General features: G+C 71.0%; 27 protein-coding genes. 16 read left to right on the plus strand and 11 right to left on the minus strand.

What is annotated here, in order from left to right; all coding sequences use genetic code 11:
• Positions 1–124: 124 nt before the first annotated feature.
• The 3 genes from lnt to HC028_RS14170 are packed head-to-tail and all read left to right on the plus strand — an operon-like array spanning position 125 to position 3,089.
• Positions 125–1,738, plus strand: coding sequence for an apolipoprotein N-acyltransferase (gene lnt, locus HC028_RS14160; protein ID WP_168077467.1), 1,614 nt, complete (start codon positions 125–127; stop codon positions 1,736–1,738).
• Positions 1,735–2,538: a polyprenol monophosphomannose synthase gene (locus HC028_RS14165; protein WP_168077380.1), complete on the plus strand. Its 804-nt coding sequence runs from the start codon at positions 1,735–1,737 to the stop codon at positions 2,536–2,538. The genes lnt and HC028_RS14165 overlap by 4 nt, the downstream gene beginning before the upstream one ends.
• A gap of 14 nt (positions 2,539–2,552) precedes the next feature.
• Positions 2,553–3,089 carry an FxsA family protein gene (locus tag HC028_RS14170; RefSeq protein WP_168077382.1) on the plus strand — a complete coding sequence of 179 codons (537 nt, stop codon included), beginning with the start codon at positions 2,553–2,555 and terminating at the stop codon, positions 3,087–3,089.
• A 55-nt stretch (positions 3,090–3,144) separates the two neighbouring features.
• Here HC028_RS14170 and HC028_RS14175 read toward each other — a convergent pair whose 3' ends face one another.
• The 3 genes from HC028_RS14175 to HC028_RS14185 form a co-directional block, all read right to left on the minus strand.
• A complete protein-coding gene (locus HC028_RS14175; protein WP_168077384.1) occupies positions 3,145–3,489 on the minus strand; it encodes an RNA polymerase-binding protein RbpA in 345 nt (114 codons plus the stop codon).
• Between the two features lie 194 nt (positions 3,490–3,683).
• Positions 3,684–4,808, minus strand: a complete 1,125-nt coding sequence (locus HC028_RS14180; protein ID WP_168077386.1) for a hypothetical protein — start codon at positions 4,806–4,808, stop codon at positions 3,684–3,686.
• Positions 4,809–4,859: 51 nt separating this feature from the next.
• A complete protein-coding gene (locus HC028_RS14185; protein WP_168077388.1) occupies positions 4,860–5,288 on the minus strand; it encodes a hypothetical protein in 429 nt (142 codons plus the stop codon).
• A gap of 346 nt (positions 5,289–5,634) precedes the next feature.
• Here HC028_RS14185 and HC028_RS14190 point away from each other — a divergent pair, with 346 nt between their 5' ends.
• Genes HC028_RS14190 through HC028_RS14200 form a run of 3 tightly spaced genes read left to right on the plus strand, consistent with a single transcriptional unit; the run spans position 5,635 to position 7,748 of the window.
• A complete protein-coding gene (locus tag HC028_RS14190) occupies positions 5,635–6,402 on the plus strand; it encodes a polysaccharide deacetylase family protein (RefSeq protein ID WP_168077390.1) in 768 nt (255 codons plus the stop codon).
• Positions 6,396–7,589 (plus strand): glycosyltransferase family 2 protein, encoded by a 1,194-nt coding sequence (locus tag HC028_RS14195; protein WP_168077392.1) that lies wholly within the window; start codon positions 6,396–6,398, stop codon positions 7,587–7,589. Before HC028_RS14190 ends, HC028_RS14195 begins: the two co-directional genes overlap by 7 nt.
• Before the next feature lie 3 nt (positions 7,590–7,592).
• On the plus strand, positions 7,593–7,748 hold the full coding sequence (locus HC028_RS14200) for a hypothetical protein (protein WP_168077394.1): 156 nt from the start codon (positions 7,593–7,595) through the stop codon (positions 7,746–7,748).
• Positions 7,749–7,981: 233 nt separating this feature from the next.
• Here HC028_RS14200 and HC028_RS14205 read toward each other — a convergent pair whose 3' ends face one another.
• Both HC028_RS14205 and HC028_RS14210 read right to left on the minus strand, forming a co-directional pair.
• The gene (locus HC028_RS14205; protein ID WP_168077396.1) at positions 7,982–8,449 is read right to left on the minus strand and encodes an HNH endonuclease; all 468 of its coding nucleotides are present in this window, start codon (positions 8,447–8,449) and stop codon (positions 7,982–7,984) included.
• A gap of 71 nt (positions 8,450–8,520) precedes the next feature.
• Positions 8,521–9,192 carry a class I SAM-dependent methyltransferase gene (locus HC028_RS14210; RefSeq protein ID WP_168077398.1) on the minus strand — a complete coding sequence of 224 codons (672 nt, stop codon included), beginning with the start codon at positions 9,190–9,192 and terminating at the stop codon, positions 8,521–8,523.
• Positions 9,193–9,428: 236 nt separating this feature from the next.
• Here HC028_RS14210 and HC028_RS14215 point away from each other — a divergent pair, with 236 nt between their 5' ends.
• From HC028_RS14215 to HC028_RS14230, 4 genes are all read left to right on the plus strand, one after another.
• Positions 9,429–10,277 (plus strand): hypothetical protein, encoded by an 849-nt coding sequence (locus tag HC028_RS14215; RefSeq protein ID WP_168077400.1) that lies wholly within the window; start codon positions 9,429–9,431, stop codon positions 10,275–10,277.
• 91 nt (positions 10,278–10,368) lie between these two features.
• The gene (locus HC028_RS14220; RefSeq protein WP_168077469.1) at positions 10,369–10,842 is read left to right on the plus strand and encodes a GNAT family N-acetyltransferase; all 474 of its coding nucleotides are present in this window, start codon (positions 10,369–10,371) and stop codon (positions 10,840–10,842) included.
• Positions 10,843–10,884: 42 nt separating this feature from the next.
• The gene (locus tag HC028_RS14225; protein ID WP_168077402.1) at positions 10,885–11,853 is read left to right on the plus strand and encodes a tyrosine-type recombinase/integrase; all 969 of its coding nucleotides are present in this window, start codon (positions 10,885–10,887) and stop codon (positions 11,851–11,853) included.
• Between the two features lie 50 nt (positions 11,854–11,903).
• Positions 11,904–12,827 carry a DUF3500 domain-containing protein gene (locus HC028_RS14230; RefSeq protein ID WP_168077471.1) on the plus strand — a complete coding sequence of 308 codons (924 nt, stop codon included), beginning with the start codon at positions 11,904–11,906 and terminating at the stop codon, positions 12,825–12,827.
• A gap of 23 nt (positions 12,828–12,850) precedes the next feature.
• Here the strand turns inward: HC028_RS14230 and HC028_RS14235 are convergent, their stop codons facing one another.
• The 4 genes from HC028_RS14235 to HC028_RS14250 form a co-directional block, all read right to left on the minus strand.
• Positions 12,851–14,194 (minus strand): MFS transporter, encoded by a 1,344-nt coding sequence (locus HC028_RS14235; protein ID WP_168077404.1) that lies wholly within the window; start codon positions 14,192–14,194, stop codon positions 12,851–12,853.
• A gap of 18 nt (positions 14,195–14,212) precedes the next feature.
• Entirely contained in the window at positions 14,213–15,007 is a 795-nt protein-coding gene (locus HC028_RS14240) for a glycerophosphodiester phosphodiesterase family protein (protein WP_168077406.1), read from the minus strand.
• 76 nt (positions 15,008–15,083) lie between these two features.
• Positions 15,084–15,797, minus strand: a complete 714-nt coding sequence (locus HC028_RS14245; protein ID WP_168077408.1) for a hypothetical protein — start codon at positions 15,795–15,797, stop codon at positions 15,084–15,086.
• 297 nt (positions 15,798–16,094) lie between these two features.
• Complete coding sequence (locus HC028_RS14250) at positions 16,095–16,589, minus strand: YciE/YciF ferroxidase family protein (protein WP_338091281.1); 495 nt, start codon at positions 16,587–16,589, stop codon at positions 16,095–16,097.
• A 615-nt stretch (positions 16,590–17,204) separates the two neighbouring features.
• Between HC028_RS14250 and HC028_RS14255 the strand changes: the two genes are divergently transcribed.
• The 5 genes from HC028_RS14255 to HC028_RS14275 all read left to right on the plus strand — a co-directional run bounded on the left by HC028_RS14255 (position 17,205) and on the right by HC028_RS14275 (position 21,734).
• A complete protein-coding gene (locus HC028_RS14255; RefSeq protein ID WP_168077412.1) occupies positions 17,205–18,221 on the plus strand; it encodes a tyrosine-type recombinase/integrase in 1,017 nt (338 codons plus the stop codon).
• Positions 18,222–18,389: 168 nt separating this feature from the next.
• Positions 18,390–18,863: a GNAT family N-acetyltransferase gene (locus tag HC028_RS14260; RefSeq protein WP_168077414.1), complete on the plus strand. Its 474-nt coding sequence runs from the start codon at positions 18,390–18,392 to the stop codon at positions 18,861–18,863.
• 46 nt (positions 18,864–18,909) lie between these two features.
• Positions 18,910–19,731, plus strand: a complete 822-nt coding sequence (locus HC028_RS14265) for a VOC family protein (RefSeq protein ID WP_308442062.1) — start codon at positions 18,910–18,912, stop codon at positions 19,729–19,731.
• Between the two features lie 166 nt (positions 19,732–19,897).
• Positions 19,898–20,305: a MerR family DNA-binding transcriptional regulator gene (locus tag HC028_RS14270; protein ID WP_239075555.1), complete on the plus strand. Its 408-nt coding sequence runs from the start codon at positions 19,898–19,900 to the stop codon at positions 20,303–20,305.
• Positions 20,306–20,363: 58 nt separating this feature from the next.
• Entirely contained in the window at positions 20,364–21,734 is a 1,371-nt protein-coding gene (locus tag HC028_RS14275; protein WP_168077416.1) for a CoA transferase, read from the plus strand.
• An 11-nt stretch (positions 21,735–21,745) separates the two neighbouring features.
• Here HC028_RS14275 and HC028_RS14280 read toward each other — a convergent pair whose 3' ends face one another.
• Positions 21,746–22,000, minus strand: coding sequence for a hypothetical protein (locus tag HC028_RS14280; RefSeq protein WP_168077418.1), 255 nt, complete (start codon positions 21,998–22,000; stop codon positions 21,746–21,748).
• 375 nt (positions 22,001–22,375) lie between these two features.
• Here HC028_RS14280 and HC028_RS14285 point away from each other — a divergent pair, with 375 nt between their 5' ends.
• Positions 22,376–23,170 (plus strand): hypothetical protein, encoded by a 795-nt coding sequence (locus tag HC028_RS14285; RefSeq protein ID WP_168077420.1) that lies wholly within the window; start codon positions 22,376–22,378, stop codon positions 23,168–23,170.
• An 86-nt stretch (positions 23,171–23,256) separates the two neighbouring features.
• Here the strand turns inward: HC028_RS14285 and HC028_RS14290 are convergent.
• Positions 23,257–23,713 (minus strand): hypothetical protein (locus HC028_RS14290; protein ID WP_168077422.1); only part of this gene is annotated, 457 nt, incomplete at its 5' end.

A 23,713-nucleotide genomic window follows, 5' to 3' on the forward strand; every position in this document is an offset into this window, starting at 1 on the left:
CCGCGCCCCGATTTCCGTTCCTGGGCCCCCTCTCATCGCGCCCCTCCCGGCGCATGGCGGTGACAGCGGGCACAATGGGCAGGCTTGAGCACCATCGAGAGAGGCCCACGTGACGGCGGTAGGCATGGACGCGGCGTCGCAGCCGGCGCCGGCGGACTCCCGGGTCGGTCACCCGGCCGCTCCTCGCACCCAAGTACCCGTACGCCGGATCCTGCCCGTCCTGGCGGCGGCTGCGGCCGGGCTGGCGCTGTTGGCGTCGTTCCCGCCGTACAACCTGTGGTGGCTCGCGCCGGTCGGGGTGGCGCTGTTGACGATCGCCGTGCACGGCCGCCGCGTCACCGGCGGATTGGCGCTGGGCGCGGTGACCGGGGCCGCGTTCTTCACCCCACTGCTGCACTGGACCAACACCCAGGTCGGTTGGACGCCCTGGCTGCTGCTGTCCGGGCTGCAGACGCTCTACGTCGCGCTGCTGGGCGGCGCGCTCGCCGCCGCCGGCCGGCTGGTGCGCCGGTGGCCGGGGCTGCTGGCGCCGGTGACCGCCGTGTTGTGGGTCGCGCAGGAGGCCCTGCGCGACCGGACCCCGTTCGGCGGGTTCCCGTGGGCGAGGTTGGCGTTCAGCCAGGCCGATTCGCCGCTGCTGCGCCTGGCCGCGCTGGGCGGCGCGCCGGCCGTCACGTTCGCGGTCGCCCTTGTCGGTGGCCTGATCGCCGCGGCTGTTCTCCGCGGCTCGGTCGCCGTCGCGCGGCGCGCGGCGCTCCTGCTCGCCGCGGCCGGCGTGGTCGGGCTCGCCGCGGTCGTACCCGTCGGCCGTCCGGACGGGCGGACGGTCACGGTCGGGTTCGTGCAGGGCAACGTGCCCCGGCTCGGCCTGGACTTCAACGCCCAGCGCCAGCAGGTGCTGCGCAACCACGTCACCGGCACCGAGGAGCTGGCCCGCAAGGTCGCCGCCGGCACCGCGCCCCGGCCCGACCTGGTGATCTGGCCGGAGAACGCCAGTGACGTCGACCCCGTCGCCGACCCGGTCGCCGGGGAGCTCATCACCCGGGCCGCCCAAGCCGTCGACGCGCCGATCCTGGTCGGTTCGTTGCTGCAGGGCCCCGGCGACCGGGTACGCAACGTCGGCCTGGTCTGGCTGCCGACCGGCGGACCGGTCGACACGTACGTCAAGCGCCACCCGGTGCCGTTCGCCGAGTACGTGCCGATGCGCGCGCTCGCCCGCAAGGTCACCACCAAGGTCGACCTGGTGCGCGCCGACTTCCTGGCCGGCGACCGGGCCGGCGTGCTGCGCGTCGGCCCGGCGCGGGTGGGCGACGTCATCTGCTTCGAGGTCGCCTACGACGGTCTGGTGCGCGACACGGTCACCGGTGGCGCCGAACTGATCGTCACCCAGACCAACAACGCGACGTTCGACGCCGACGAGGCGGGCCAGCAGTTGGCCATGGTGCGGCTGCGGGCCGTCGAGCACGGCCGCGACGCGATGATGGTCTCCACCGTCGGGATCTCCGGCTTCGTCACCGCCGACGGGCGGGTACATTCCGCGACCGGATTCAACACCGCGGCCGCCGAGTCGCGCGAGCTGACGTTGAGCCGTACCCGTACGCTTGCAACCAGACTGGGGGCGGTCCCGGAGTACGTGATGCTGGGCGCCGCCGCCATCGTGCTGGTCGGCGCGGCTGTTGTGCGAAGCCCGCGGTCCGTCACAGCTGATAACGAGCTTGACAGCGAGGGGGAAACGTGACCGGGAGCACCAATACGCCGCAGGAGTCGGCGGGGGGCTACCCCGGCGTCGGCCGGGTGCTCGTCGTGATCCCCACGTACAACGAGTCCGACAACATCCGGGTCATCGTCGACCGTGTCCGGCGCGCGGCGCCCGCCGTCGACGTGCTGATCGCCGACGACAACAGCCCCGACGGCACCGGCGCCATCGCCGACGAGCTGGCCGCCGCCGACCCGCAGATCCACGTCCTGCACCGCCCCGGCAAGCAGGGCCTCGGCGCGGCGTACATCGCCGGTTTCGGCTGGGCGCGCGAGCGTGGTTACGACGCGGTGGTGGAGATGGACGCCGACGGCTCACACGCCCCCGAGGAGCTGCCCCGGCTGCTCGACGCCGGCCGCGACGCCGACGTGGTGATCGGCTCGCGGTGGGTGCGCGGAGGCAAGGTCATCAACTGGCCGGTGCGCCGGCTGGTGCTGTCGCGCGGCGCGTCGCTGTATACCCGGATGGCGATGGGGTACCCGGTGCGCGACGCCACCGCCGGCTACCGGGTGTACCGGATGCCGGTGCTCGACAAGCTCGAACTCGACCAGGTGGCCTCCCAGGGGTACTGCTTCCAGATCGACCTGGGCTGGCGCGCCTACCGGCACGGTTTCCGCATCGTCGAAGTGCCGATCACGTTCGCCGAGCGGGAACGCGGGGCGAGCAAGATGAGCTCCACCATCGTGCGTGAGGCGCTGGTACGGGTGACCGTGTGGGGCGCCCAGGCGCGCCTGGGGAGCGTGAAGCGGGCGCTCGGCGGCGGCCAGAAGCGCCCCGGCTAGGCACGGAGTACCGCATGCGTCGCGTACCGCTGATCGGTCTGGCCATGATCGGGACGATCGTGGTGGAGATCGCCGTCTTCGTGGCGGTGGCCAAGCTCGTCGGATGGGGATGGGCGCTCGCCGCGCTGCTGGTCGTGTCGGCGCTCGGCGCGTGGCTGGTGCCCCGGCAGGGGCTACGGGCGTGGCGGCGCTTCCACGCGGCCGCCGAGGAGGGTCGTCCCCCGGGCCGGCAGGCCACCGACGGCCTCGTCGGGCTGATCGGGGCGCTGCTGCTGGCCGTGCCGGGGTTCGTCACCGGCCTGCTCGGCGCGGCGCTACTCACGACGCCGCTGCGCTGGTACGCCCGCGACCGGCTGGAACGCTCGGTCGAGCGGCGCACCTCAGCCACCCTGGCCGGCACCCTGTTCGGCCCGCGGCGGGTGCGGGTGCGGGTACGCCCGCGTCGACGTGCCGGCCCTCCTCCACCACCACCACCACCGCCACCGCCACCGCCGCGGGGGACGACCGCCATCGAGGGCGAGATCGTCGATGGCGACGGAAGGACCGACTAATACGACAACAGCCGCCCGACGTGATGTCGGGCGGCTGTTGTGAGGTGTGGTGTGGTCAGTCCGCGCGGCCGCGCCGGGTGCGGATCTCCTGGAGCCGCTCGGCGAGGATCTCGTCCAGCTCTTCCATCGAACGCCGCTCCAGCAGCATGTCCCAGTGGGTGCGCGGCGGCTTGGCCCGCTTCTGCTCCGGCTCGTTGCCGTCGACCAGCCGTGCGACGCTGCCGTCGAACTTGCACTCCCAGGTCATCGGGACCTCGGCGTCGACGGCGAAGGGCACCTCGAACTGGTGGCCCTTGGCGCACAGGTACTCGCGGGTCTGTCGCGGCGCCAGCTCGGTATTGCGGTCGGACTCGTAGCTGACGGCTCCGAGGCGGCTTCCGCGCAACATGCGCTCGCCCATATCGGATCTTCCCCTTCGGGTAGTGTGCGGTTCGTACGGTTCAACGACGCGGGCCGGTCTGACCATTCCCGGGCCGGCGAGCGGTTGTCGGTCTCAACAGCCGCGGTCGTGCCGCCAGCGAGTCGGTTGTTCCATTTTACTCATGATTCATCTGCGGCGGCGAATCGTACGCTCTGTGACCTTGGTAGGCAATCTCACGGCGCAAGCGCCGCGGCAAGGTTCGCCACCTGTTCACTCAACCGGCCCACCTGGGCGTGGGCGCCCGACAGTTCCGCGCGTACCGCGTCGCGGTCGGTCTCGACGGCGCGCAGCCTGCCCCGCAGCTCCTCCGCGCGGGTCTGCGCGGCGGCGAGTTCAGCGGCCAGCTTGGCCACCTCCCGCTGCGCCTGCGACACCTCGTCGCGGAGCCGGGTCGACTCCGTCTCGGCGGCCTCCGCCCGGGCCAGCGCCCGGTCGTGGGCGGCGCGGGTGGTCCTGATCTCCTCCGCTGCCTGGTCTCGGGCCCGGACCGCCTCGTCGCGGTCGCGGGCGGCGGTGTCGGCGTCCCGGACGGCGGCCGCGCGGGCGGCCTCGGCGTCGGCGGCCTGTTGGCGCGCGGCTTCCCGGTCGGCGTGGGCGTCGACCCGCAGCGCCTCGGCGGCCGCGGCCCGCGACCGGGCCTCGTCACGCTCCGCGAACGCCCGCTGGGCGGTGGCAGCCGCCCGGTCCACGGCCTCCCGCGCGGCCACCGCGTCGGCCTCGGCCCGGTCGGCGTCCGCGCGGGCGACCTTGATCGACTCCGCTGCTTCGTCCCGGGCCGCCTCGATCGCCTTTTCCGCCTCGGCGCGGGCGCTGCGTACCGCCCCCGCGGCGTCGGCCCTGACCTGCGCGACCGTCTCGCCGGCCTCGTCGCGGGCCCGTTCCGCGGCGGCGAGGGCGGCGTCCGCGGCATCCCGGGCCGTCCTTGCCTGCCGCCGCGCCGACTGGGCGTCCTCGCGGGCCTCGTCACGCTCGGCGTGGGCCGCCGCGACCGCCGTCGCCGCCTCCGCCCGTACCGCAGCGACCTGCCGCTCCACGCCCGCCGGCGACAGTTCGGCGTACAGGGCCTGTGCGAGGGTCTCGGTGACCTGTTCGAGGCGGTCGACCACCTCAAACGCCCGTGCGACCTGCCCGGTCAGGCCGGGCGAGTTGCGCTGGCGCATCCGCGCGGCCCGGGCGGCCGACTGGCAGGCGCCGTCGTTGTCGCGGCAGTACCGAAACGGGCGCCCCGCGCTGTCCCGCTGCGGCACGGGCCGGCCGCAGTGCGCGCAGGGGCGGGTGGATTCAAGCTGCTCGGTCACCCGCGCGAATCTACTGGGTACGCCGGGCCGCCACCCCGCCCGGACACGCGGCTACGCCGCCGGCGCCGGTTCGGTGGACGGGCGCTCAGCCGCCTCGTCGCCCGTGGTGAGCAGCGCCAGGAGCAGCAGGCTGAAGACGGCCAGCACACCGACGACCGCGAGTCCGCCGGAGACGAGGATGACGACGACACCGAAGAGGGCGTTCAGCACCAGGCCGCAGACGATCAGCACCCGCGCCGGGCGGCGCAACGGCCGGCTCCGCACCGCCGCCCTGACCAGCGGTACCGCCAGAGCGGCCAGGATCAGCGCCAGCACCGCGCCGAGGATCCACACCGCGAGCCGCCCGGCCGCTGGGGGCGTCCCGTTCATCGACATCGAGTACTCGCCGATCATGACGCCCAGCACATACAGGAATCCGCCGAGGACGGCCGCCTCCACGACGGCGCCGATCGCCGCGAGCAGCAGGATGAGGGTACGCATGACGCCTCCGGGGCTCGATCGTTGCGTCACGTTACCGCCGCCTAGCGGCGTGCATCAATGCCTTGGCGCCGGACGGCGGCCCCGCCACGCACGACGGACAGATCACCCCATAACGCCCCCGAGGCGCGCCCCCGGCCCGGTCCGCGACATCCGATCGGCTGAGCTTTATGCCTGGCGGCTGGACAGAAAGTCGCGGGGTGGTTGCGGAATGGTTGCAGCGGACCCGACAAGGGTCCGGGCGAGACAGTGAGACGCCGGGCGATCATGGTCGCCGCAGCAGCCCGGCGAGGAGTCAGTGGCGAAACCGGCGCCCCCAGGAGCTTTCTCCAGAGGGGATTTACCTTCGATGTTCCGCCGCGCCAAACACCGTACGCCGCGTGGCCGCCGCCGGGCGACCGCATCGCTGTTGGCCCTCGGCGTGCTGGCCACCGCCGTGATGACCGGTGCCGTGAACGCCAGCGCCGCGCCGGTCAAGCCGTTCCGCCCGGCTCCGGACTGTTCCGGCGGCTACGTGGCGCTGACCTACGACGACGGGCCGGACCCCGTGCTCGACCCGCGCCTGCTCGACCTGCTGCGCAAGCACGGTCTGCGGGCGACGTTCTTCGTCGTCGGCGACCGGGTCATCTACAACCCCCAGCTGGTCCGCCGGATGGCCGCGGAGGGGCACAGCGTGCAGGCGCACAGCTGGGACCACCCGAAGCTGGGTGAAATGCCCCTCGACAGCGCGTTGAAGAACCTCAAGGACGGCGCGCAGGTCATCCAGCTGCTCGGGCTGCCCCGGCCGACGTTCTACCGCGCCCCGTACCACAACACCACCGAGCAGCTGCGCGTCGCGGCCGCCCAGGCCGGTCTCACCCAGGTCGTGTACACCGTGGACACGGTGGACTGGCAGGACGTCGGCGTCGACTACATCGTCGCGCAGGTGGCCACGGCCCGACCCGGTGGCGTGATCAACATGCACGATCTGGGACGTCCGGAGACCGTCAACGCGCTGCCGCGCATCGCCGAGACCCTGCGCGCCAAGAAGATGTGCTCGGGCCGGCTGGTCGCCACCAGCGAACCGAACCCGGACGGACACGACCTGGCGTTCTACGCCAAAGCCGTGGCGTGGTGACGGTCGCCGAAGCTGCCGCTCCGGACCGAGCACCAGCCAAGGTGACCGTACTGGTGCCGGCGCACAACGAGGGGCGGCAGATCGCCAGCACCCTGCGGGGCCTGCGGGCGCAGACGCTGCCGCCCCGGCGGGTCATCGTGATCGCCGACAACTGTGACGACGACACCGCCACGGTCGCCGCCGCGGAGGGCGCCGAGGTGTACGAGACCGCCGGCAACCGGGACAAGAAGGCCGGCGCGCTCAACCAGGCCTGGCGGATGCGCTTCCGCCGCGCCCGCGACCGGCGGTCCCCGGTGGCCGCCAACGGGCATCAGGGCTGGCCGAGCGACCGGCGCCGGGGTGAGCGTCGGGCGGGCCACACCGGCGAGCCGGACCTGGACGGCAACGACTTCGTTCTGGTCCAGGACGCGGACAGCCAGCTCGACACCGGCTTCCTCGCCGGAGCGGTGTCGCACCTGGTCGCCGACGAGGGACTCGGTGCGGTGGGCGGCACGTTCCGGGGCGCCGAGGGGGCCGGTCTCGTCGGCCACCTGCAGCGCAACGAGTACGCCCGGTACGCCCGCGACGTCCGGCGACTGAAGGGCAAGTGCCTGGTGGTCACCGGTACCGCGGCGATGTTCCGGGCAGCCACGCTGCGGCGGATCAGCGCCGCGCGCCGGGACGGCACCCTGCCGGCCGGCGACGGCGACGGCGGCATCTACGACACCACCGTCCTCACCGAGGACAACGAGATGACGTTCGCCATCCGGCACCTGGGCTACCGGGTGCTCAGTCCGCGGGAATGCACGCTCACGACCGAGGTGATGCAGAGCTGGCAGGACCTGTGGAAGCAGCGGCTGCGGTGGAAACGCGGCGCGGTCGAGAACTGCTTCCAGTACGGGATCACGCGCATCACCTGGCCGTACTGGGGCCGACAGCTGCTGACCGTGCTCGGGGTCGTCGTGACGTTCCTGTACCTGGCGTCGCTGCTGCTGGCGCTGTGCGTCGGGCAGGTGCACCTCCAGCCGATCTGGCTGGCGGTGACGCTGGTCTTCGTCCTGGAGCGGGTCATCACGGTCCGGGACCGGGGATGGCGCTACATGCTCGCTGCGGCCAGCATGTACGAGCTCCTCTACGACATTTTCCTGCAGCTCGTCCACGCGAAGGCCTATGTGGACGCGGCGCTGATGCGAGAGAGGAGGTGGTAAGGAATGTACGACAAGGTGATTATCGGCGGCGGCGCGGCGACGACGGGTGGCGCGCTGGCGCTGACCGGCTCGTCGGTGGTGTGGATGGCGCTGGCGGCGTTCGCGATGCTGGCCGTCGGTACGGCGATCCTCCGGATCGTGCCCCGTAAGCAGGGCTGACCCAGGGCGGAAAGGCGCGCGGTGACCCTCGGGGTCCCGCGCGCCTTCGCGTTTGACCCATCTCCGGCATCAGACGAACCGCATCCTTCGCCGGAGTATCTGTATTACCAATACCGGTAATCCAATAATCAGATACATGATAATGCCAGTTATCATCCGTAATGAATCAGGCTGGTGTAGCAACGGCCGGAAAGAGCGGGACCGCCCGGTGGCGGTCCCGCTCTGGATGCGCACTAGCCGGGCAGCCACCCCGCGGTGGCCCGGGCCCGCGCGACCTCGTCGGCTTCCCGTTGCCGCCAGCACCGCTGGGCGTCCCGATTGCACTGCCGACAGGCACGGCGGTACCGGCCGGTCGCCTCGTCGAGCTCCCGGGCGTGTCCGTTGCGGCAGTGCGAGCGCTGGGCCCGGTTGCGGCCAGTCTCCGCCCGTGTCACCTGCCGCAGGTGGGCGGGCGCGATGCAGTCCCGCACGCCGCACGTGTGCTCGACGTCCAGGCCGGGGTCGTAGCCGCCGACAAACACCACGTACGCCGCGATGTGCGCCCAGGCGCGCCCGGCGACCTTCTGGTGGCAACCGCGTCGGCTGCCGTAGCCGCGGACGACCAGGCAGCCGTCGTCGGTACGGGTCGAGCGCTCCAGGAGGTGGGCGCGCAGGCTCTCCTCGGTGAAGTGCTTGGACAGGCCCTTGATGTCGGCGAGCACGCGGTGACGCTACCCGAGCAGTACCACATGTCTGGTGACGCGGACCCGTGCCCGCCGACAGCCCGGCCGGCTCAGCTGCGCGCGATCACCGACAGCCAGGCGGGGGTGTCGCCCACCGCGGCGGTACCCTCCATTGTGGTCGCTTCGATCGACAGCACGTGCCAACCGTCGCGGAAGTTGGTGCGGATCTCCTCGCGGCTCACCCGCCGGGGGCCGAACTGGCCAGGGATCTGATCGCTGAAGCAGAGCATGATGTAGCGGCCGCCGACCGGCACGGCGGCCGCGAGGCCGTTGACGAACCGGTGCCGCTGGTCGTCGTCGAAGACGTGGAACAGGCCAGAGTCCAGCACGGTGTCGAACCGCTGGTGGAGGGCGGACAGATCGAGCGCATCCCAGGTGAGGAACCGGATCTGCAGGTTGCGCGCCGCCGCCTTGCGCTGGGCCAGGCCGATCGCCGTCGGCGACGCGTCGATTCCCGTGGCGTCCAGCCCGCGGGCGGCGGCCATCAGCGCATGTTCGCCGGTCCCGCATCCGACGTCGAGCACGGACCCGCGGACCGCCCCGTCGTCGGCCAGGCGCACCAGCGCCGGCTGCGGGTGGCCGATGTCCCACGGGGGCGTGCCCGCGTAGGCGGCGTCGAAGCCGGCGATGCTTCCCCTGCCGGCGGGCGGGGGCTGCCGCGCGGGCGCGGCGGTTGGCAGGGCCGGGTCTGCGCCTGCCCGTGCGAACGGTCTGTCTGACATGGTGACCTCCTTGACGATGTGGCCGGTACCTGCCGTTCATACCGCGTCCGGTGCCACCGCGCCTCCCAACTCGGAGACGGCGCCGAATGGGAGGCGGCGCCGATCGTCCAGGTGCGGGGTGGACCGGTCAAACGTCTAGGTTCGTCGCACGGCCGGCGCGAGTGCGCCGCGAAAATGTCAGACCCTCGCGCTGTACTTCACTCGTACATGCGTACTAACGAGGGATTGGAGCCCCCATGTCACCGGAGCAGATCGCGCGGGACGCGGGCGAGCTGGCCATGCGCCTGTTGCCGCTGGCCGTGCAGGGCGTCGGGCCGATGCGGGACGGCGAGCCCCAGAGCCAGTACATGGAGCGGGTGCGGGCACTCGCCATCGACCTGTGGATCGAGAGCGGCCCGCGGGCGGAGCTGACCCGTCGCCTTGCGGAACTGATGAACTCCCAGGTCTTCGTCGGCGTCCTCACCGCGGTGGAGATCGAACACTCGAGCACCCGGGCCATGCTGACCCTCACCGTCCCCAGAGATGGCGAGCCAGCCGACGAGATGATCCGCACCGACCGCACCGACGGGCCGACCGGCCGTGCGCTGTGGGAGACGGCCAAGCGGCTGATCGGGCACCGGGTGGCGGTCTACAAGCACATGGAGACCCGGACCGACCCCAACAAGAAGTACCGGTGTGCCAAGCACATCGTCGACCTGGGGCCCGCTGACGATGCGACCGACGACCAGTTCGTCAGTGCCCCGCCGGCTCGGCCCGCGCCCACCCCGGTGCCTACCCGGTCGGGGCCGGCGCCGGCGAGCCAACCCGTCCGCCCGCGGATCGTCAGCCAGCGCAGCCAGGGCAACAGCATCGCCGACGCCCGCAGCGAGGTGCTGGCGGTCCTGGAGCGGGCCGGGCACGCCGATCCCGGCTACCGGGAGGCGGCGTGCGCCGGGATCATGGACCGCGCGGCGGTCGACGGTGCGGCGGTGACGAACCTGGACACGCTGCTGCACCTGGCCCGCACGACCCCGCCGGCCGACAGCGCCGCCGGCCGGATGATCAGCCAGCGGTACGGGCACCAGCGGGAGCGGATGTCGGCCTAATCATGGCGGCGCGGAGCGTCCGACGTCATCCAGCCACCGCCGGAAATACAGTAGATCCGTGCCAACCCAGCAACAGATGCGCATCGTGCCGATGGAGGACGCCCACGCCGACGCGGTGCTGGCGATCTACCGCATGGGCATCGACGGCGGCGAGGCGACGTTCGAGACCGAACCCCCGACCTGGCAGCGGTTCACCGCCGCCAGGTCGGGCGACCACCGGTTCGTGGCCGTCGACGCCGACGGCCACGTGCTCGGCTGGGTCGCCTGCGCGGCGGTGTCGCAGCGGGGCGTGTACGCCGGCGTGGTGGAACATTCGGTGTACGTCCATCCGGCCGCACGTGGCAGGGGAGTGGGCAGGTCGCTGCTGCGCGCGCTGATCGACTCGACGGAAGCCGCCGGGGTCTGGACGATCCAGTCGGGCATCTTCCCGGAGAACACGACCAGTCTCGCGCTGCACGGCTCCGTCGGGTTCCGGGTGGTGGGCACCCGCGAGCGCCTCGGCCGCCAGCACGGCCGCTGGCGTGACGTCGTGCTCGTCGAGCGTCGCAGCCCGGTCGTCGTGTGATCCGCTGAACCACCGATCCGCTGAACTACGATTTCGGTACCCATGAACCTGCCGATCCGCGTCGAGTCACCCGCCGGTTCCCTCGCGCGCACCCACGACCTGGTCGACTTCACCACGGCGTGGCTGCGCAACCGGCGGCTGTCGCCGCACACCCGCGCCGCGTACCAGCGTGACGTCGACGCCTGGCTGCAGTGGTGCGCCCGCCGCGACCTCGACCCCCTGGCCGTGTCGTTCCTGCACGTCAACGAGTACGCCCGCGAACTGGAATCCATTGTGGACGGCAGGACGAGCAGGCCGGCCACGCCCGCCACGGTCGCCCGCCGCCTGTCGGGCCTGTCGAGCTGGTACACGTTCCTCGCCCGGCTCGGCGCCGTCGCGGCCAACCCGGTCGCCGGCGCCGACCGGCCCCGGGTGGAGCGCGACCACTCTGTGACGGTCGGGCTGACCGCCGACGAGGTGGACGCGCTGCTCGCGGCGGCCGACGCCGACGACGGCCCGCAGGCGGTCCGGCACCGGGCGATGCTGACCCTGCTGGCCGACCTGGGGCTGCGCGTCGGCGAACTCGTCGGCCTCGACGTCACCGACCTGGGCTACGAGCGCGGTCACCGGACCGTGCGGTTCGTCGGCAAGGGCGGCAAGCCCCGCCGGCGGGCGCTCGCCCCGGGCACCGCGGCGGCGCTCGACGCGTACCTGGCCGTCCGGCCGGGCCCGCCCGCCGGGCCGCTGTTCGTCACGTCGACGGGCGGCCGCGTCGGCCAGCCCGCCGTCTTCCGGCTGGTCCGCCGGCTGGCCAAGCAGGCCGGCATCCCGGCCTGGGCCAGGCTGTCACCGCACTCGCTGCGGCACGCGTTCGCCACTACCGCCCGCGACCAGGGTGTGCCGTTGGAGGATGTGCAGGACGCGATGGGCCACTCCGACCCGCGTACCACCCGACGCTACGACCGCGACCGCCACAACCTCGACCGCGACCCGACGTACGCGATCGCGGCGGCCCGCGCGAACCGCCGCTGAGATCGCGCACCGGTGGGTAAGGAGGAGCCGTGGAAACAATCCCCGACGCGATGCGCGCAGCCGCCGCTACCCTGGTGGGCCACCTCGATGACCGGCAACGCGCCGCGTCCTACCACGCGTTCGCCGACGACACGATGCGCCGCTGGATCGAGTACCGTCCACGCCCCCGGCCCGGGATCAGCCTCGCCGAGCTGTCGGTACCGGCCCGCAAGGCGGCGCACCGACTGCTCGCCACCGGGCTGAGCCCCCACGCGTACGCGCAGGCCATGACGATCGTCGCGCTGGAGGAGGTCCTCGACCGGGCCGAGGGCTGGGGTCGGGGCCGGCACAGCAACGACTACTGGGTGAACGTGTTCGGCGATCCGGACGGCGACTCCCGGTGGGGCTGGCGGTTCGAGGGCCACCACATCTCGGTGACGATGACCGTCGACGGCGACCGCGTGTACCCGACACCGGTGTTCCTGGGCGCCAACCCGGCGACGGTCAGCTACGCCGGCCACCCGGTCGTACGCCCCCTCGCCCTCGAAGAGGACCTGGCCCGGGCGCTCCTGGACGCGATGGGCCCGGCCGGGCGTACGCGCGCCATCACCGCCGACACGGCGCCCGCCGACATCGCCAGCGGCCAGCAGCCCCACGTCGACGCGCCGCTGACCCCGCAGGGCGTACCGGCGCACCGGCTCACCCCACCGGCGCGGGACCTGCTCGACCGACTCGTCGCGGTGTACCTCGATCGGCTACCGCCGGAGCTGGCCCGCCAGGAGGCGGCCCGCGTCGACCGGCGCGAACTGCACTTCGCCTGGGAGGGGCCGGCGCAGCCGGGCTTCGGGCACTACTACCGCATCCAGGCGCCGGACCTGCTCATCGAGTACGACAACCGGCAGAACAACGCCAACCACACGCACACGGTGCTGCGCCGTCCGGACAGCGACTTCGGCGGGGACGTCCTGACGGCCCACCGAGCCGAGTCACACTGACGGCTGCCGAGTCACACTGACGGCTACAGCACCCGCGGCGGGGTGTTGCCGACCGCCACGATCGCGCGCCGGATCGGTACGGCGGCCAGGGCCACGAACCCGACGACGAAGAACACGACCAGCGACACGATCGCCACCCGGTAGCTGCCGGTCAGCTGGTACGCCAGCCCGAACAGCAACGGCCCCAGCCAACTGGTGCCCTTGTCGGAGATCTCGTAGAGGCCGAAGTACTCGGCCTCCTTGCCGTGCGGGATCAGCTGGCTGAACAGCGACCGGCTCAACGCCTGGGTGCCGCCGAGCACGATCCCCAGCAGCAGGCCCATCAGCATGAACGCCACCGGCTGCTTCGCCGGCAGGAAATACCCGATCCCCAGCACGACCGTCCAGAGCACGAGGCTGGCCAGTATCGTCTTCCACGCGCCGAACCGGCGGGCCAGCCGCCCCAGCGCGATTGCGCCCACGAAAGCCAAAAACTGAACCAGGAGGATCGTCTCGATCTGCACCGACTGATCGAGACCGAGCTCCTTGTCGGCGTACACACTGGCCATGGCGATGACCGTCTGGATGCCGTCGTTGTAGATCAGGTAGGCGACCAGGAAGAACAGCGTCAGCGGGTACGCCTTCAGCTCCCGCAGGGTGCGCCCCAGCTGGCGGAACCCGTCCAGCAACGCCGAGCCGTGCGCCTCACCCGCCACGGCGGGCCGGTTACGCAGCCGCGCGAGCGGGATGATGGTGAACCCCGCCCACCACACGCCGGCCGCCACGATGCTCCACCGCGCGATCTCGCCCGTCCCGATGCCGGCCGGATTGATCACGAGAACGGCCAGGTTGAGCGCGAGCAGCAGCCCGCCGCCGATGTACCCGATCGCCCAGCCGACGCTGGAGACCCGGTCCCGCTCGTCCGGCCCGGCGAGCTGCGGCAGGAACGAGTTGTACACCACGATGCTCGCCCCGAACGCCAGATTGGCGACCAGCAACAGCACCGCGCCGAGCAGGTAGCGGTCGCCGGTCACGAACATCATGCCGATCGTCGCGCCGGCGCCGACGTTGGCCAACAGCGCCAGCAGTTCCTTCTTCCTCGACGTCCGGTCGGCGATCGCGCCCACCGTCGGCAACACGAAGACCTGGAGAAAAACCGACAAGGACACCGTGTACGCGAACAGCGAGCCCGCCGCGACCGGAATGCCCAGCGGGTACACCCGCCCGTTCGCGTCGGCGGCGTGCTCGGCGATCGACCCCAGGTACGGGCCGAAGAACACCGTAACGACCGTGGTGGAGAACGCCGAGTTGGCCCAGTCGTAGAAGTACCAGCCGATCCGCTCCCGGCGGCTGCTCAGCTCCGCACGTACCCCGGTCTCCGCGACCATCGGCGTCCTCATCTCGTTTCAGCGGCCTGTTTCGGTGGCCTGTTTCGGTGGCCACAGACCACGGGCGCGATAGACGTCCCGCAGCACCTCGATGCGATCGGTCATGATCCCATCCACGCCGAGGTCGAGTAACTCGTGTATCTGGGTCGGCTCGTCGACCGTCCAGACATGGACCTGCAGCCCCAGCCGGTGCGCGTACGCGACGAACCGGGACGTGACCACCCGGACACGGCCGTGCCGCACCGGAACCTGAGCGGCGACCACCCCCTCGGGTACCCGCACAGCCCGGCCCAGCCGGGCACCCGCCCACAGCTTCGCCACCTCACGCATACCCATGGACGTGGCGACCCGCGGCCCCAACGCGCGGCGGATCCGGCGCAGCCGGTCGTCGGAGAACGACGCGAGCAGCACCCGGTCGAAGGCCGAGCTCCGGCGCAGCACCGCCAGCGCCGGTTCCAGGGCCTGCTCGGACTTGATGTCGACGTTGAACCGCAGCTGCGGCCACCCATCGAGCATGTCGGCCAGGCGTGGCACGATCGCGCCGCCCGCCACCCGCAGCGACGCGAGGTCGGCCCAGCTCACGTCCCGTACCCGCCGCTGGTCACCAGTCATCCGCGCGAGGGTGGCGTCGTGGAACACGACCGGCACCCCATCCCTGGTGGCCTGCACGTCGGTCTCGACGTACCGGTACCCCAGGTCGACGCAGCGCGCGAACGCGGCGGCCGTGTTCTCGTCCCCGATGGCCGCGCCGCCACGGTGCGCGAACGCCAACGGAGTGGGCGCGTCCAGGTACGGGTACAGATGACCGGCCATGGCCTGCCATTGTGCCGGTGCCCGCGAACCCTCGTCGACCCGCCACCGGCCACAGCACCTGGCGCCGCTCCGTCCGCTAGGTCGCGTCGCGTAACTCCGCCAGCCGTGCCTCGACCTCGGCAAGCTCCGCCCGTAACCGCTCGGCAGCCGCCTCCGCCTCGGCCCGGGCCGCCGACACGATCTCCTCGACGGCAGCCTGAACCCCTGGGACGTCGAGCATCCCCACCATCTTCAGCGCCTCCGACGGCTTGATCAGGTAGGGCTTGGCGAGAACCTTCGCGCCCTGCTGGGCGGCGACCATCCACTCACCATCGGCGTACGAAAGGGTCACCGTCAGCGCCGCGGCCGGCTTACCCCGGCCGGCCTTGCGCCCGGCCGCTCCGCTCCCGGTGGCCGGTCGCTTCTCCTCCCGAGGCGTGGGCACCGCAGTGGTAGGCGTGCTGACCGGCGGCGGAGCAGGCTGCTCAGGGGGGAGCAGGGGAGGACCAGGCGCCAACTCCGGCGCCTTCGCCGCCTGCACGGCCTTCGCCGCCCGGTGCCCCGGCGTCGCCTTGGGCGCGACAGCGAGGTCGGCGGGGGAGAACGGCAACTCGTCCCGGCCGAACCGGACCACGACCCACTCGTCGCTGTCCTGCGGATCGGTCAACCCGACGACCTGGCCCTGCTGTCCAGCGATCTGGCCGGCCGCCTGCGTGAACACCACCTTCGGCCGGCGCCCCGCGGCAAGCGCGTCGCGGATCTGCTCCAGCTCGTCAGGAGACAACCCACCGGCTGCGCTGCGTACGGCCATGTCGAACCCTTCCCACGTGCGGCTGTACACATGTTCTACCAACCGGGTCCGACATTCTCCACGCCGGTCAGCCCTGCCGGCGCCCCATCGTGAGCAGAGAGTCCAGCCGTACGCGAACCACGCCGCCGTAGGGGAGTACGAGCGTAGGGGAGTACGAGCGTAGGGGAGTAGGGAGTACCAGCCTAGGGGGAGTACGTGCGCCGTGGATAGCGGCCGTCACAAGCGGACGGCCAGCGGCGACGGCGCACAGTGGCACCGACACCGCCGACCGTCGCATCGGCGTACCCGCGAACCGCCCTAGGCGGTGGCCATGACCCGCTGGCTCATCTCGTGGCCGATCCGCTCCAGCCGGCCGGTGCTCTCTTCGCTGATGACCAGGTTGTGCTGCAGCAGCTGAGCGCACCGCGTCTCGCCCATGATCATCGCCTTGTCGATCAGACTCTTGTAGCTTCCGAGCCCATAGTGCGACGCCTTCAACATAATGCCGGCAGTGAACATCTCCATCGCCTCGGGCGACGGGTTCTGACTCATGAACTGCTGGTAGTCCGCGCGCATCCCGTCGACCGCCAGACAAGGGACATCGCGCGGCTGGGTACCCAACGCCTGGAAACACTGCTCCAGATTCTTCACCTTCTGCTGGCTCTCCTGCTGCTCGATCCGGACGACCTGCTGGAGGTTGCCTTCACGGATCTGCCCGACCATCTCGCCCTTCCACGCGGCCTTCTTTTTCTCCGCGTCGTGCATGCCGGACAGCTCAAACATGAACAAGTCCGCGGGACTGTTGACTGCCATGGGCTCCTCCTGATCACCTCGAATGCTGGGCGGATCTCGGCGCGACTACCCGCGCCGACGCCACCTAGTCCCGTGAGGCTGTGAATTTGCCGGGTGCCGGGGGCCGGGCAGTCACACGGACGGAAAACCCTGGCCGAAGCCCCCATCCGACGTGCGGTAACAGTTGGTCGATAATGCACATTATGTCAACCTGACTCTGGGAAGGCTCCCCGGAAGGGGCCCAGAGGACCCCTTCGACGTCCACTTCGGCGTCCACCGACACAGGCACGGTTATCGCCCGCGTTCGTACCGCGCCCGCACGGGCCGCTGCGAAGTCTCCCGCGGTTTCCGTCAAACGCGACGACAGACGGCATGCTTCGCGACGACAACGATCGACTGTCGCGCGTCGGATGTTCGCCGCCGGATGCCATCGCGCGTTCTCCGTCCATCCGGCACGTCCGTCTTGGCATCCGCATCCGCATGGACGCCCGACGGTGTGGGCTCAGGGAGACGGTATGGGCTCACGGAGACAGTGCGCGCGAATACGGCGCCGTGGCGACATCGCTGCGCGTGGGCGCCGATGTGGCGCGAGGACCCCTATCGACGTTGACCCGTAATTCATGCATAATAATCCTTATGCAGGACAAAGAGGACGAACAGGTACTAACTCTCATCGAGGAGTTCCTTGCCGCCCGTGCCGCGCGGAAGCCGTCCCCGCACACCCTGCAGGCGTACCGGCGTGACCTGGTGGCGGTCGCCCAGTTGGTCGCCGAGGGCGCCACCCCTCCCCTCCCCCTTGACATGCTGATGATCACCGCGCTGACTCCCCGGGTGCTGCGTACGGCGTTCGCACGCTTCGCCACTCCCCGCGCGGCGGCCTCGGTCTACCGGGCCTGGTCGGCGTGGAACAGCTTCTTCACGTTTCTGGTCGCCGACGGGTTCGTCGCCGGTAACCCGATGTCCGCAGTGGACAGGCCGAGTGCTCCTATCCCCCAGCCCAAGCCGTTGCGCGGTGAGGACACCCCCGAACAGTTGCTGGAGGCCGTGTCGCGCGACGACCAGCGGCAGCGCCATCCCTGGCCGGAGCGTGATGTGGCGGTTCTGGCGTTGGCGTTGTGCGCGGGGCTGCGGCTGTCGGAGTTGCTGGCGCTGCGGGTGGCGTCGATTACGGGGCGCCCGGGTGAGCGTCGCGTCGAGGTGTCCGGCAAGGGTGGCCGGCCCCGGGTGGTGCCGATCGAGCCCGAGCTTGACGAGGTGCTGAACGGCTATCTGGACAGTCGCCGGCGCCGGTTCGGGGCGCAGACCGTACGCCCGGATTCGGCGTTGCTGGTCGATCGGCACGGTGAGCCGATGCGCCGCGGCGGGCTCCAGTATCTGGTCGAGTCGTGTTATCGGCGGGCCGGGATCACCGACCGGGTGCCGCGTGGGGCGCAGTTGCACGCGTTGCGGCACACGTTCGCAACGCGGTTGGCCGAGGACGGGGCGAACGCGTCCGAGATCATGCGGTTGCTGGGGCACGTGAGCCTGGCGACGAGTCAGCACTACATCGAGGTGACGGCGAGCCAGCAGCGGGCCGCGGTGCGGGCCAACCGGACCAACCGTGCGTTGGGGCGGCTGCTCGGTGGGGCGACGGCTGGCGCGGACGAGGCGTGACGGCCGTTTCCCCGTTCGGTTGGCCGGCGCGAGGAGCCGTACCGCGTACTCGCGTTTCCGTCCCAGCTGGTTCTTGCCGTTCCGGTCGAGCCAAGGCGTCCTGTACCGGCACCGTTCCTGAAGACCTTCGGCAATCATGCGATTGCCGAGCGGCGCTAGGTTCGAGGAGTGACTGTCGCCGTGCAACTCAAGCCGATGACCGCTGCCCGGTACCAGGCCTATCGACTGGCCGCTGAGGTTGACTACGCACACAACATCGCCGCGTCGGGAGCGACGCCAGAGTCCGAGGCTCGCGAAAAGGCACGGGAAGACTTTGGCCGACTGCTAGCCGAAGGGCTTGATACGCCTGGTCACCATCTCTGGGTTGCCTACGACGGCGAGGAGGAGGTCGGCGTGCTGTGGTTGCACGTGGAGCAGAGATCGGACGGCCTACATGCCTTTGGTTACGACTTCTCGGTACGGCGGGACGTGCGTCGCCATGGTTATGGCCGCGCGATCGTGGTCGCCGCTGAGCAGGTGTGCCGCGAGATGGGAGTGGTCTCTGTAGGACTGAGCGTGTTCGGCTTCAACCTTGGCGCGCGCAGCCTGTACGAACAAATGGGCTTTGAGATTTCCGCGATCCAGATGCGGAAGCGTCTGTAGTGCTACCAACAGATGCGAGCGCTCAGAGTCTGGAAGGGTAGGCAGCATGGCGCTGCGCCTTGTCCAGGCGAATTTTAAGGCTCGGGATGACTCGGCGCTCGGCCGGTTCTGGGTGGAGGCACTCGGTTGGGTTTCCCGCTCGGGTCCCGGTGCGACTAGCGTTGCACCCGCGGGCTTCGTCTGGACAGACCCCGACGCCTCTGCCTGCGTCGATGTCATAGCCGTCTCGAACCCCGAAACGGTGAAGTATCGCGTGCACCTCGAACTCGCCACCACCTCTGCGTCCCATCGGACGGAGTTGGTCGCGCGCCTGAAGGAGCTCGGTGCGACGCCCGCCGATGTGGGCCGGGGCGACGTCCCGTGGACGGTTCTGGCCGACCCGGAGGGCAACGAGTTCTGCGTGCTGGAGCCTCGGGAGATCTACCGGGACACCGGGCCGATCGCCACGGTGGTGGTCGACTGCGCGGATCCGCGGGCCATGGCCCACTTCTGGGGCGAGGCGATGGACTGGACCCTGCACGGGGTAACCGACGATCCTGCGCTGCTGCGCTCCGCGGAGGGTGTCGGGCCGTATCTTGAGTTCCTCCGCACGCCCCACCTGAAGGACGTACGGCACCGCGTCCATCTCGACGTGGTGCCGTATCGCGGTGACGATCAAGCGGCGGAGGTGGCCCGGCTGCAGACCCTCGGCGCGACGCTCGCCGACGTCGGCCAGGGCGACGTCCCGTGGATCGTCCTGGCCGACGTCGGAGGGCAACGAGTTCTGCGTCCTCGCTCCGGCCTGACGCGGAGCCTCCCCCCGCCTGCGGCGCTCGACGCCGTCCGCCGCCGGGCCCAGACCCGTAACAGACGCACCACGCTGCCGTAGATCACCCGATTAGGTTCCGGTGACTGGAGCTGCGTCGCCGTTTGCGGCTGATGGCACGTTTATTACCGACACCCCCACTCCAGGGCTTGAGACTTCTTAGGGTGATTCCCGGGTTTAGTCGAGAAAATGCCCTGAAAGTCCCAAATAGAAGCGGTACGGTCAGCGGGTGCCCGTGAATCCCCGACCCACCGTCGACCCCCCTCGCAGGCTGCGGGCAACCGACCTCGCGCAGGCCGCCGGGATCTCGGTCCAGCAGGTCCGCAACTACATCGACCTCGGAGTCCTTCCGCCGGTCGAGCGTACGGCGAGCGGCTACCGCATCTTCACCGACGATCACGCCGCGGCGCTGACAGTGGCGCGGCAGTTGGCCGAGGGGCACGGCTGGGCACGTACGCGAGACATCATGCGCGCCGCCCATGCAGGAGACCTCGAAGCCGTGCTGGCGGCGCTCGACGCCAGCCATGCCGAACCGGCCAGCCGCGACCGGGCCGCGCAGCGCCGGAGCCTGCTGCGACTGCGCGCCTCGGCCGCCCTGTACGCCTACCTCCAGCGACTCAAGCTGGACGTCCTGTGACCGACGCGACCGCACTGCAGACCGGGACCGGGCGTCGGGCGGACCTACAGTCGGCAGCATGAACGAAGGCGCCACAAGCGAAACAGTCGTCGACGCAGTCGCCGGCATCTGCCGGGACCTGGGGGTGGACGCCCCGACAGGGATCGACATCACCGGCGACGGGGTGCTGGCATCGCCGTACCGGGTGGACGCGGCCGCGACGGCCGCGGTGGCGGCGACGACCCTGGCCGCCGGCCGGCTGTGGCAGGCGCGCGGCGGACCGCAGCCCCGGGTACGCGTGGACGTGCGGCACGCGGCGCTGGCGTTCCGCACCGAGCGGTACCTGCGCATCGACGGTGCGGCCCCGGCGGTGTGGGCCGACCTGTCCGGTGACTACCGGTCCGCCGACGGGTGGGTACGGCTGCACGCCAACTACCCAGCGCACCGGGACGCGATCACGCGCGCCCTGGGCGTACCGGAGGACCGTGACCGGGCGGCGTCGGCTGTCGCCGGCCGTGCCGCGGTGGACGTCGAGGACGCGGTGGTGGCCGCCGGCGGCGCGGCGGCGGCGCTACGCACGCCGGCCGAGTGGGCCGCCCATCCGCAAGGTGGCACGGTGGCCGGGCTGCCTCTGGTGGACCTCCAGCGGATCGGTGACGCCCCGGCGCGCCCGCTGCCGGCCGCCGACCGGCCCCTCGATGGGGTACGGGTGCTGGACCTGTCCCGGGTCATCGCCGGGCCGGTAGCGGGGCGCACCCTGGCAGCGTACGGCGCGGACGTGCTGCGGGTCGGGGCCGACCAGCTCGCGTTGGTGCCGGCGCTGGTGGTCGACACCGGGTTCGGCAAGCGGTTCACCCACCTGGATCTACGTACCGACGCCGGGCGGGAGGCGCTGCGGAACCTGATCCGGGAGGCGGACGTGGTGCTGCAGGCCTTCCGCCCCGGGGCCCTGGAGGGCCTCGGGTTCGGCCCGCGCGAGTGCGCCTCGCTGCGACCGGGCCTGGTGTACGTGTCGATCAGCGCGTGGGGCGAGGCGGGACCGTGGCGGCAGCGGCGCGGCTTCGACAGCCTGGTGCAGTTGGCCACGGGCATCGCGTGGTCGGACACCGGACGACCGGTGCCACTGCCCGCGCAGACGCTTGACCACGGTACGGGCTGGCTGGCGGCGATGGCGGCCATGGAGGGGCTGCGTCGCCGCGCGTGCGTGGGTGGCTCGTGGCACGCCCGGCTGTCGCTGGCGCGTACGGCAAGGTGGCTGGACGGGCTGGGCCGCTCCACCGCCGGTACGGGCGCGGGCGAACCCGACTACCCCACCGACCTTGTCTCCACAATGGACAGCGACTTCGGGGCGCTCGGCTACGTGCGGCCGCCGGGCACGCTCGACGGGTACACGCCACGGTGGACGACTCCCCCGCACCGCCCGGGCGCGGACGCTCCGTCCTGGGGCTGACCCGCGGCGCGTCAGGTCAGCTGTGCCACGACGTTGCCGGCGGCGTCGTGGGCGACGACGGTGGTGATGTCGGAAAGGTCCATCCCGTTGCGTCCGGGGCCGCTGCGGGGAAGCCAGACCGCGTACGCGCCGACCAGGAGGATCTCCCGTTGTTGCGGGTCCAGGGGCGCGACGTACGGGGTCGGCTTGGCGGGCAGCAGGGGCGGGCCGACGGTGGCCAGCGGCGACGGCGTCGGATCGCAGAACACGTCTCCACGGCGGCCCATGACCACCGCGGAGAGGTATTGGCGGATGAGCGAGAGCTCGAAGACATGGGACAGGCCGACTGTGAAATCGGCGCAGTTGCTTCCGGACTGGTTGGCCGCAGGCGATGCCTCAATGATCTCGGCGCCCGCACCCTCCCAGGCGACTTGCGAATATCCCCTCTGGAGTCGGGGTGCCGGTAAGGATCGCGTCACCAGCCGCAAACGGGAATGATCTTGTGATGGGTTGGCCCCGCGGTTACCCGCGCGGTATGCCGGACTGGGCGTCTAACCGCTCCTGGCCGACCGCGGCCGGAGCCGGACCGGCGGAATGGGGCATGACAGCGCGTTGCCCGGTCTTTCCGTCGCCCTGGTAGGGAAGATAACGGGGTGTCAGCGATGGAGCGGGCAGAGGATGCGGCCAGCCTGTTGAGCTGGCTGGGCGACCGGCCGGCGGAGGAAGGCGTCACCGGCTATGCCCCCGACGGTTGGGAGGCATCCACGTGGATCCTGCACGCGATGTACGAGAACCCCGCTCTGGAGAGACTCGGCACCCACGACGAGCTGCACCGTCGTCGACTCAACGCGGGCGAGATCGAGCCGCTCATCATCGGTGACGTGAACCTGGACGAGGCCACCAGCGTCGTCGGGACTCCGTTGGGCTTTGTCATCAAGCCGGGCCGCCCGTGGCGGCGGGTGCGCTGGGGCGACTACCTGGCCAGAACGCCGGAGTTCCACGGTGATCGCTCCTACCCGCCGTCTGACCGGTGGTTTCCGCACGCCAGCTGGCCGGTAGCAGTGGAGCCGCCCCCGGAGGCCTCCCTCGACGAAGAGAGCCTCGGCGCTCTGCTCGACACCCTCGCCGCGCAGTCACCGAGTGGCGATGCCATCCGCTGCTATGCCTTCTACGCCGCCCTGCCAGCAAGTGACTTCGACACAGTGCATCTCTGGCAGGGGCCGTTGTCCGCCGTCCCGGAACTGATCCAGGACAACGGCGGGCCGTACCAGTGCTCACCGACGAACCTGTGGCCCCTGGACAGGTCGTGGTTCGTGTGGACCGACTGGGACCTTCAAGCCACAAGAGTCAGCGGCACCCGCACCCTGATCGACGCGATCAGAGCCACCCCGGCACTCGAAACCATTGAGTGGTCATCCTCGATGACGAACTGCGACCCCACCACCCAGCAGGGTTGAGGACCGCCTGAACATCGGCACCAGTGGGCGTTCCCGGGTTCATGGTCAAGCTCACCTCAACCGCGCGGTGGAAGGGGCGCACACAGTTAGTTCGGCAGGTACGGGTTCGGCGGTACCAGTGCGGTTGGGCGACCGCGTCGCTTGGCCGGTTCCCGGTGGGGCATGCTCCGTCGCGCCAACAGCGCCTGGCTCTGCTGGACCCACGTAAGCCAGTCCGCAAGGCGCTGATAGGCGTCGTCGGTGGTGCGGGAGACGAGCGCCTGCGCGGCGGCTTGTACGGCTGCCTCGGCCCCGTCGGTGGTTAGCCCCGCCTCGCAGGCCAGCAACGCGAGGCGGGGCTCGTACAGGTGCAGTCCGCGCTCCATCGCTTCTTGCAGCCGCCGACCACCGGCACTGCCCTTCGCCCACTTGCGTTGGTGCTCAACGACGAGCCAGGCCATGTATCCGGCCATCTTCGGCTGGGTCTTGGTCCAGGCGTTATTTTTAGGCTGAAACCAGTCCGGCGGGCGCTGCCCACCGCCGTATTTTCGCTCCGGCAATGGC

The sequence above is a fragment of the Planosporangium flavigriseum genome, from assembly GCF_011947225.1.
Taxonomy (GTDB): domain Bacteria; phylum Actinomycetota; class Actinomycetes; order Mycobacteriales; family Micromonosporaceae; genus Planosporangium; species Planosporangium flavigriseum.

Coding starts and splice junctions, on each gene's coding strand:
- HC028_RS14280 (WP_168077418.1), bottom strand. CDS start 22,000: ATGGGCCGCCGTGGAGACGTGTTCTGCGATCCGACGCCGTCGCCGCTG.
- HC028_RS14200 (WP_168077394.1), top strand. CDS start 7,593: ATGTACGACAAGGTGATTATCGGCGGCGGCGCGGCGACGACGGGTGGC.
- lnt (WP_168077467.1), top strand. CDS start 125: ATGGACGCGGCGTCGCAGCCGGCGCCGGCGGACTCCCGGGTCGGTCAC.
- HC028_RS14230 (WP_168077471.1), top strand. CDS start 11,904: ATGCGCGCAGCCGCCGCTACCCTGGTGGGCCACCTCGATGACCGGCAA.
- HC028_RS14255 (WP_168077412.1), top strand. CDS start 17,205: ATGCAGGACAAAGAGGACGAACAGGTACTAACTCTCATCGAGGAGTTC.
- HC028_RS14170 (WP_168077382.1), top strand. CDS start 2,553: ATGCGTCGCGTACCGCTGATCGGTCTGGCCATGATCGGGACGATCGTG.
- HC028_RS14265 (WP_308442062.1), top strand. CDS start 18,910: ATGGCGCTGCGCCTTGTCCAGGCGAATTTTAAGGCTCGGGATGACTCG.
- HC028_RS14240 (WP_168077406.1), bottom strand. CDS start 15,007: ATGGCCGGTCATCTGTACCCGTACCTGGACGCGCCCACTCCGTTGGCG.
- HC028_RS14210 (WP_168077398.1), bottom strand. CDS start 9,192: ATGTCAGACAGACCGTTCGCACGGGCAGGCGCAGACCCGGCCCTGCCA.
- HC028_RS14175 (WP_168077384.1), bottom strand. CDS start 3,489: ATGGGCGAGCGCATGTTGCGCGGAAGCCGCCTCGGAGCCGTCAGCTAC.
- HC028_RS14235 (WP_168077404.1), bottom strand. CDS start 14,194: ATGGTCGCGGAGACCGGGGTACGTGCGGAGCTGAGCAGCCGCCGGGAG.
- HC028_RS14190 (WP_168077390.1), top strand. CDS start 5,635: ATGTTCCGCCGCGCCAAACACCGTACGCCGCGTGGCCGCCGCCGGGCG.
- HC028_RS14250 (WP_338091281.1), bottom strand. CDS start 16,589: ATGGCAGTCAACAGTCCCGCGGACTTGTTCATGTTTGAGCTGTCCGGC.
- HC028_RS14245 (WP_168077408.1), bottom strand. CDS start 15,797: ATGGCCGTACGCAGCGCAGCCGGTGGGTTGTCTCCTGACGAGCTGGAG.
- HC028_RS14185 (WP_168077388.1), bottom strand. CDS start 5,288: ATGCGTACCCTCATCCTGCTGCTCGCGGCGATCGGCGCCGTCGTGGAG.
- HC028_RS14220 (WP_168077469.1), top strand. CDS start 10,369: ATGGAGGACGCCCACGCCGACGCGGTGCTGGCGATCTACCGCATGGGC.
- HC028_RS14215 (WP_168077400.1), top strand. CDS start 9,429: ATGTCACCGGAGCAGATCGCGCGGGACGCGGGCGAGCTGGCCATGCGC.
- HC028_RS14275 (WP_168077416.1), top strand. CDS start 20,364: ATGAACGAAGGCGCCACAAGCGAAACAGTCGTCGACGCAGTCGCCGGC.
- HC028_RS14285 (WP_168077420.1), top strand. CDS start 22,376: ATGGAGCGGGCAGAGGATGCGGCCAGCCTGTTGAGCTGGCTGGGCGAC.
- HC028_RS14225 (WP_168077402.1), top strand. CDS start 10,885: ATGAACCTGCCGATCCGCGTCGAGTCACCCGCCGGTTCCCTCGCGCGC.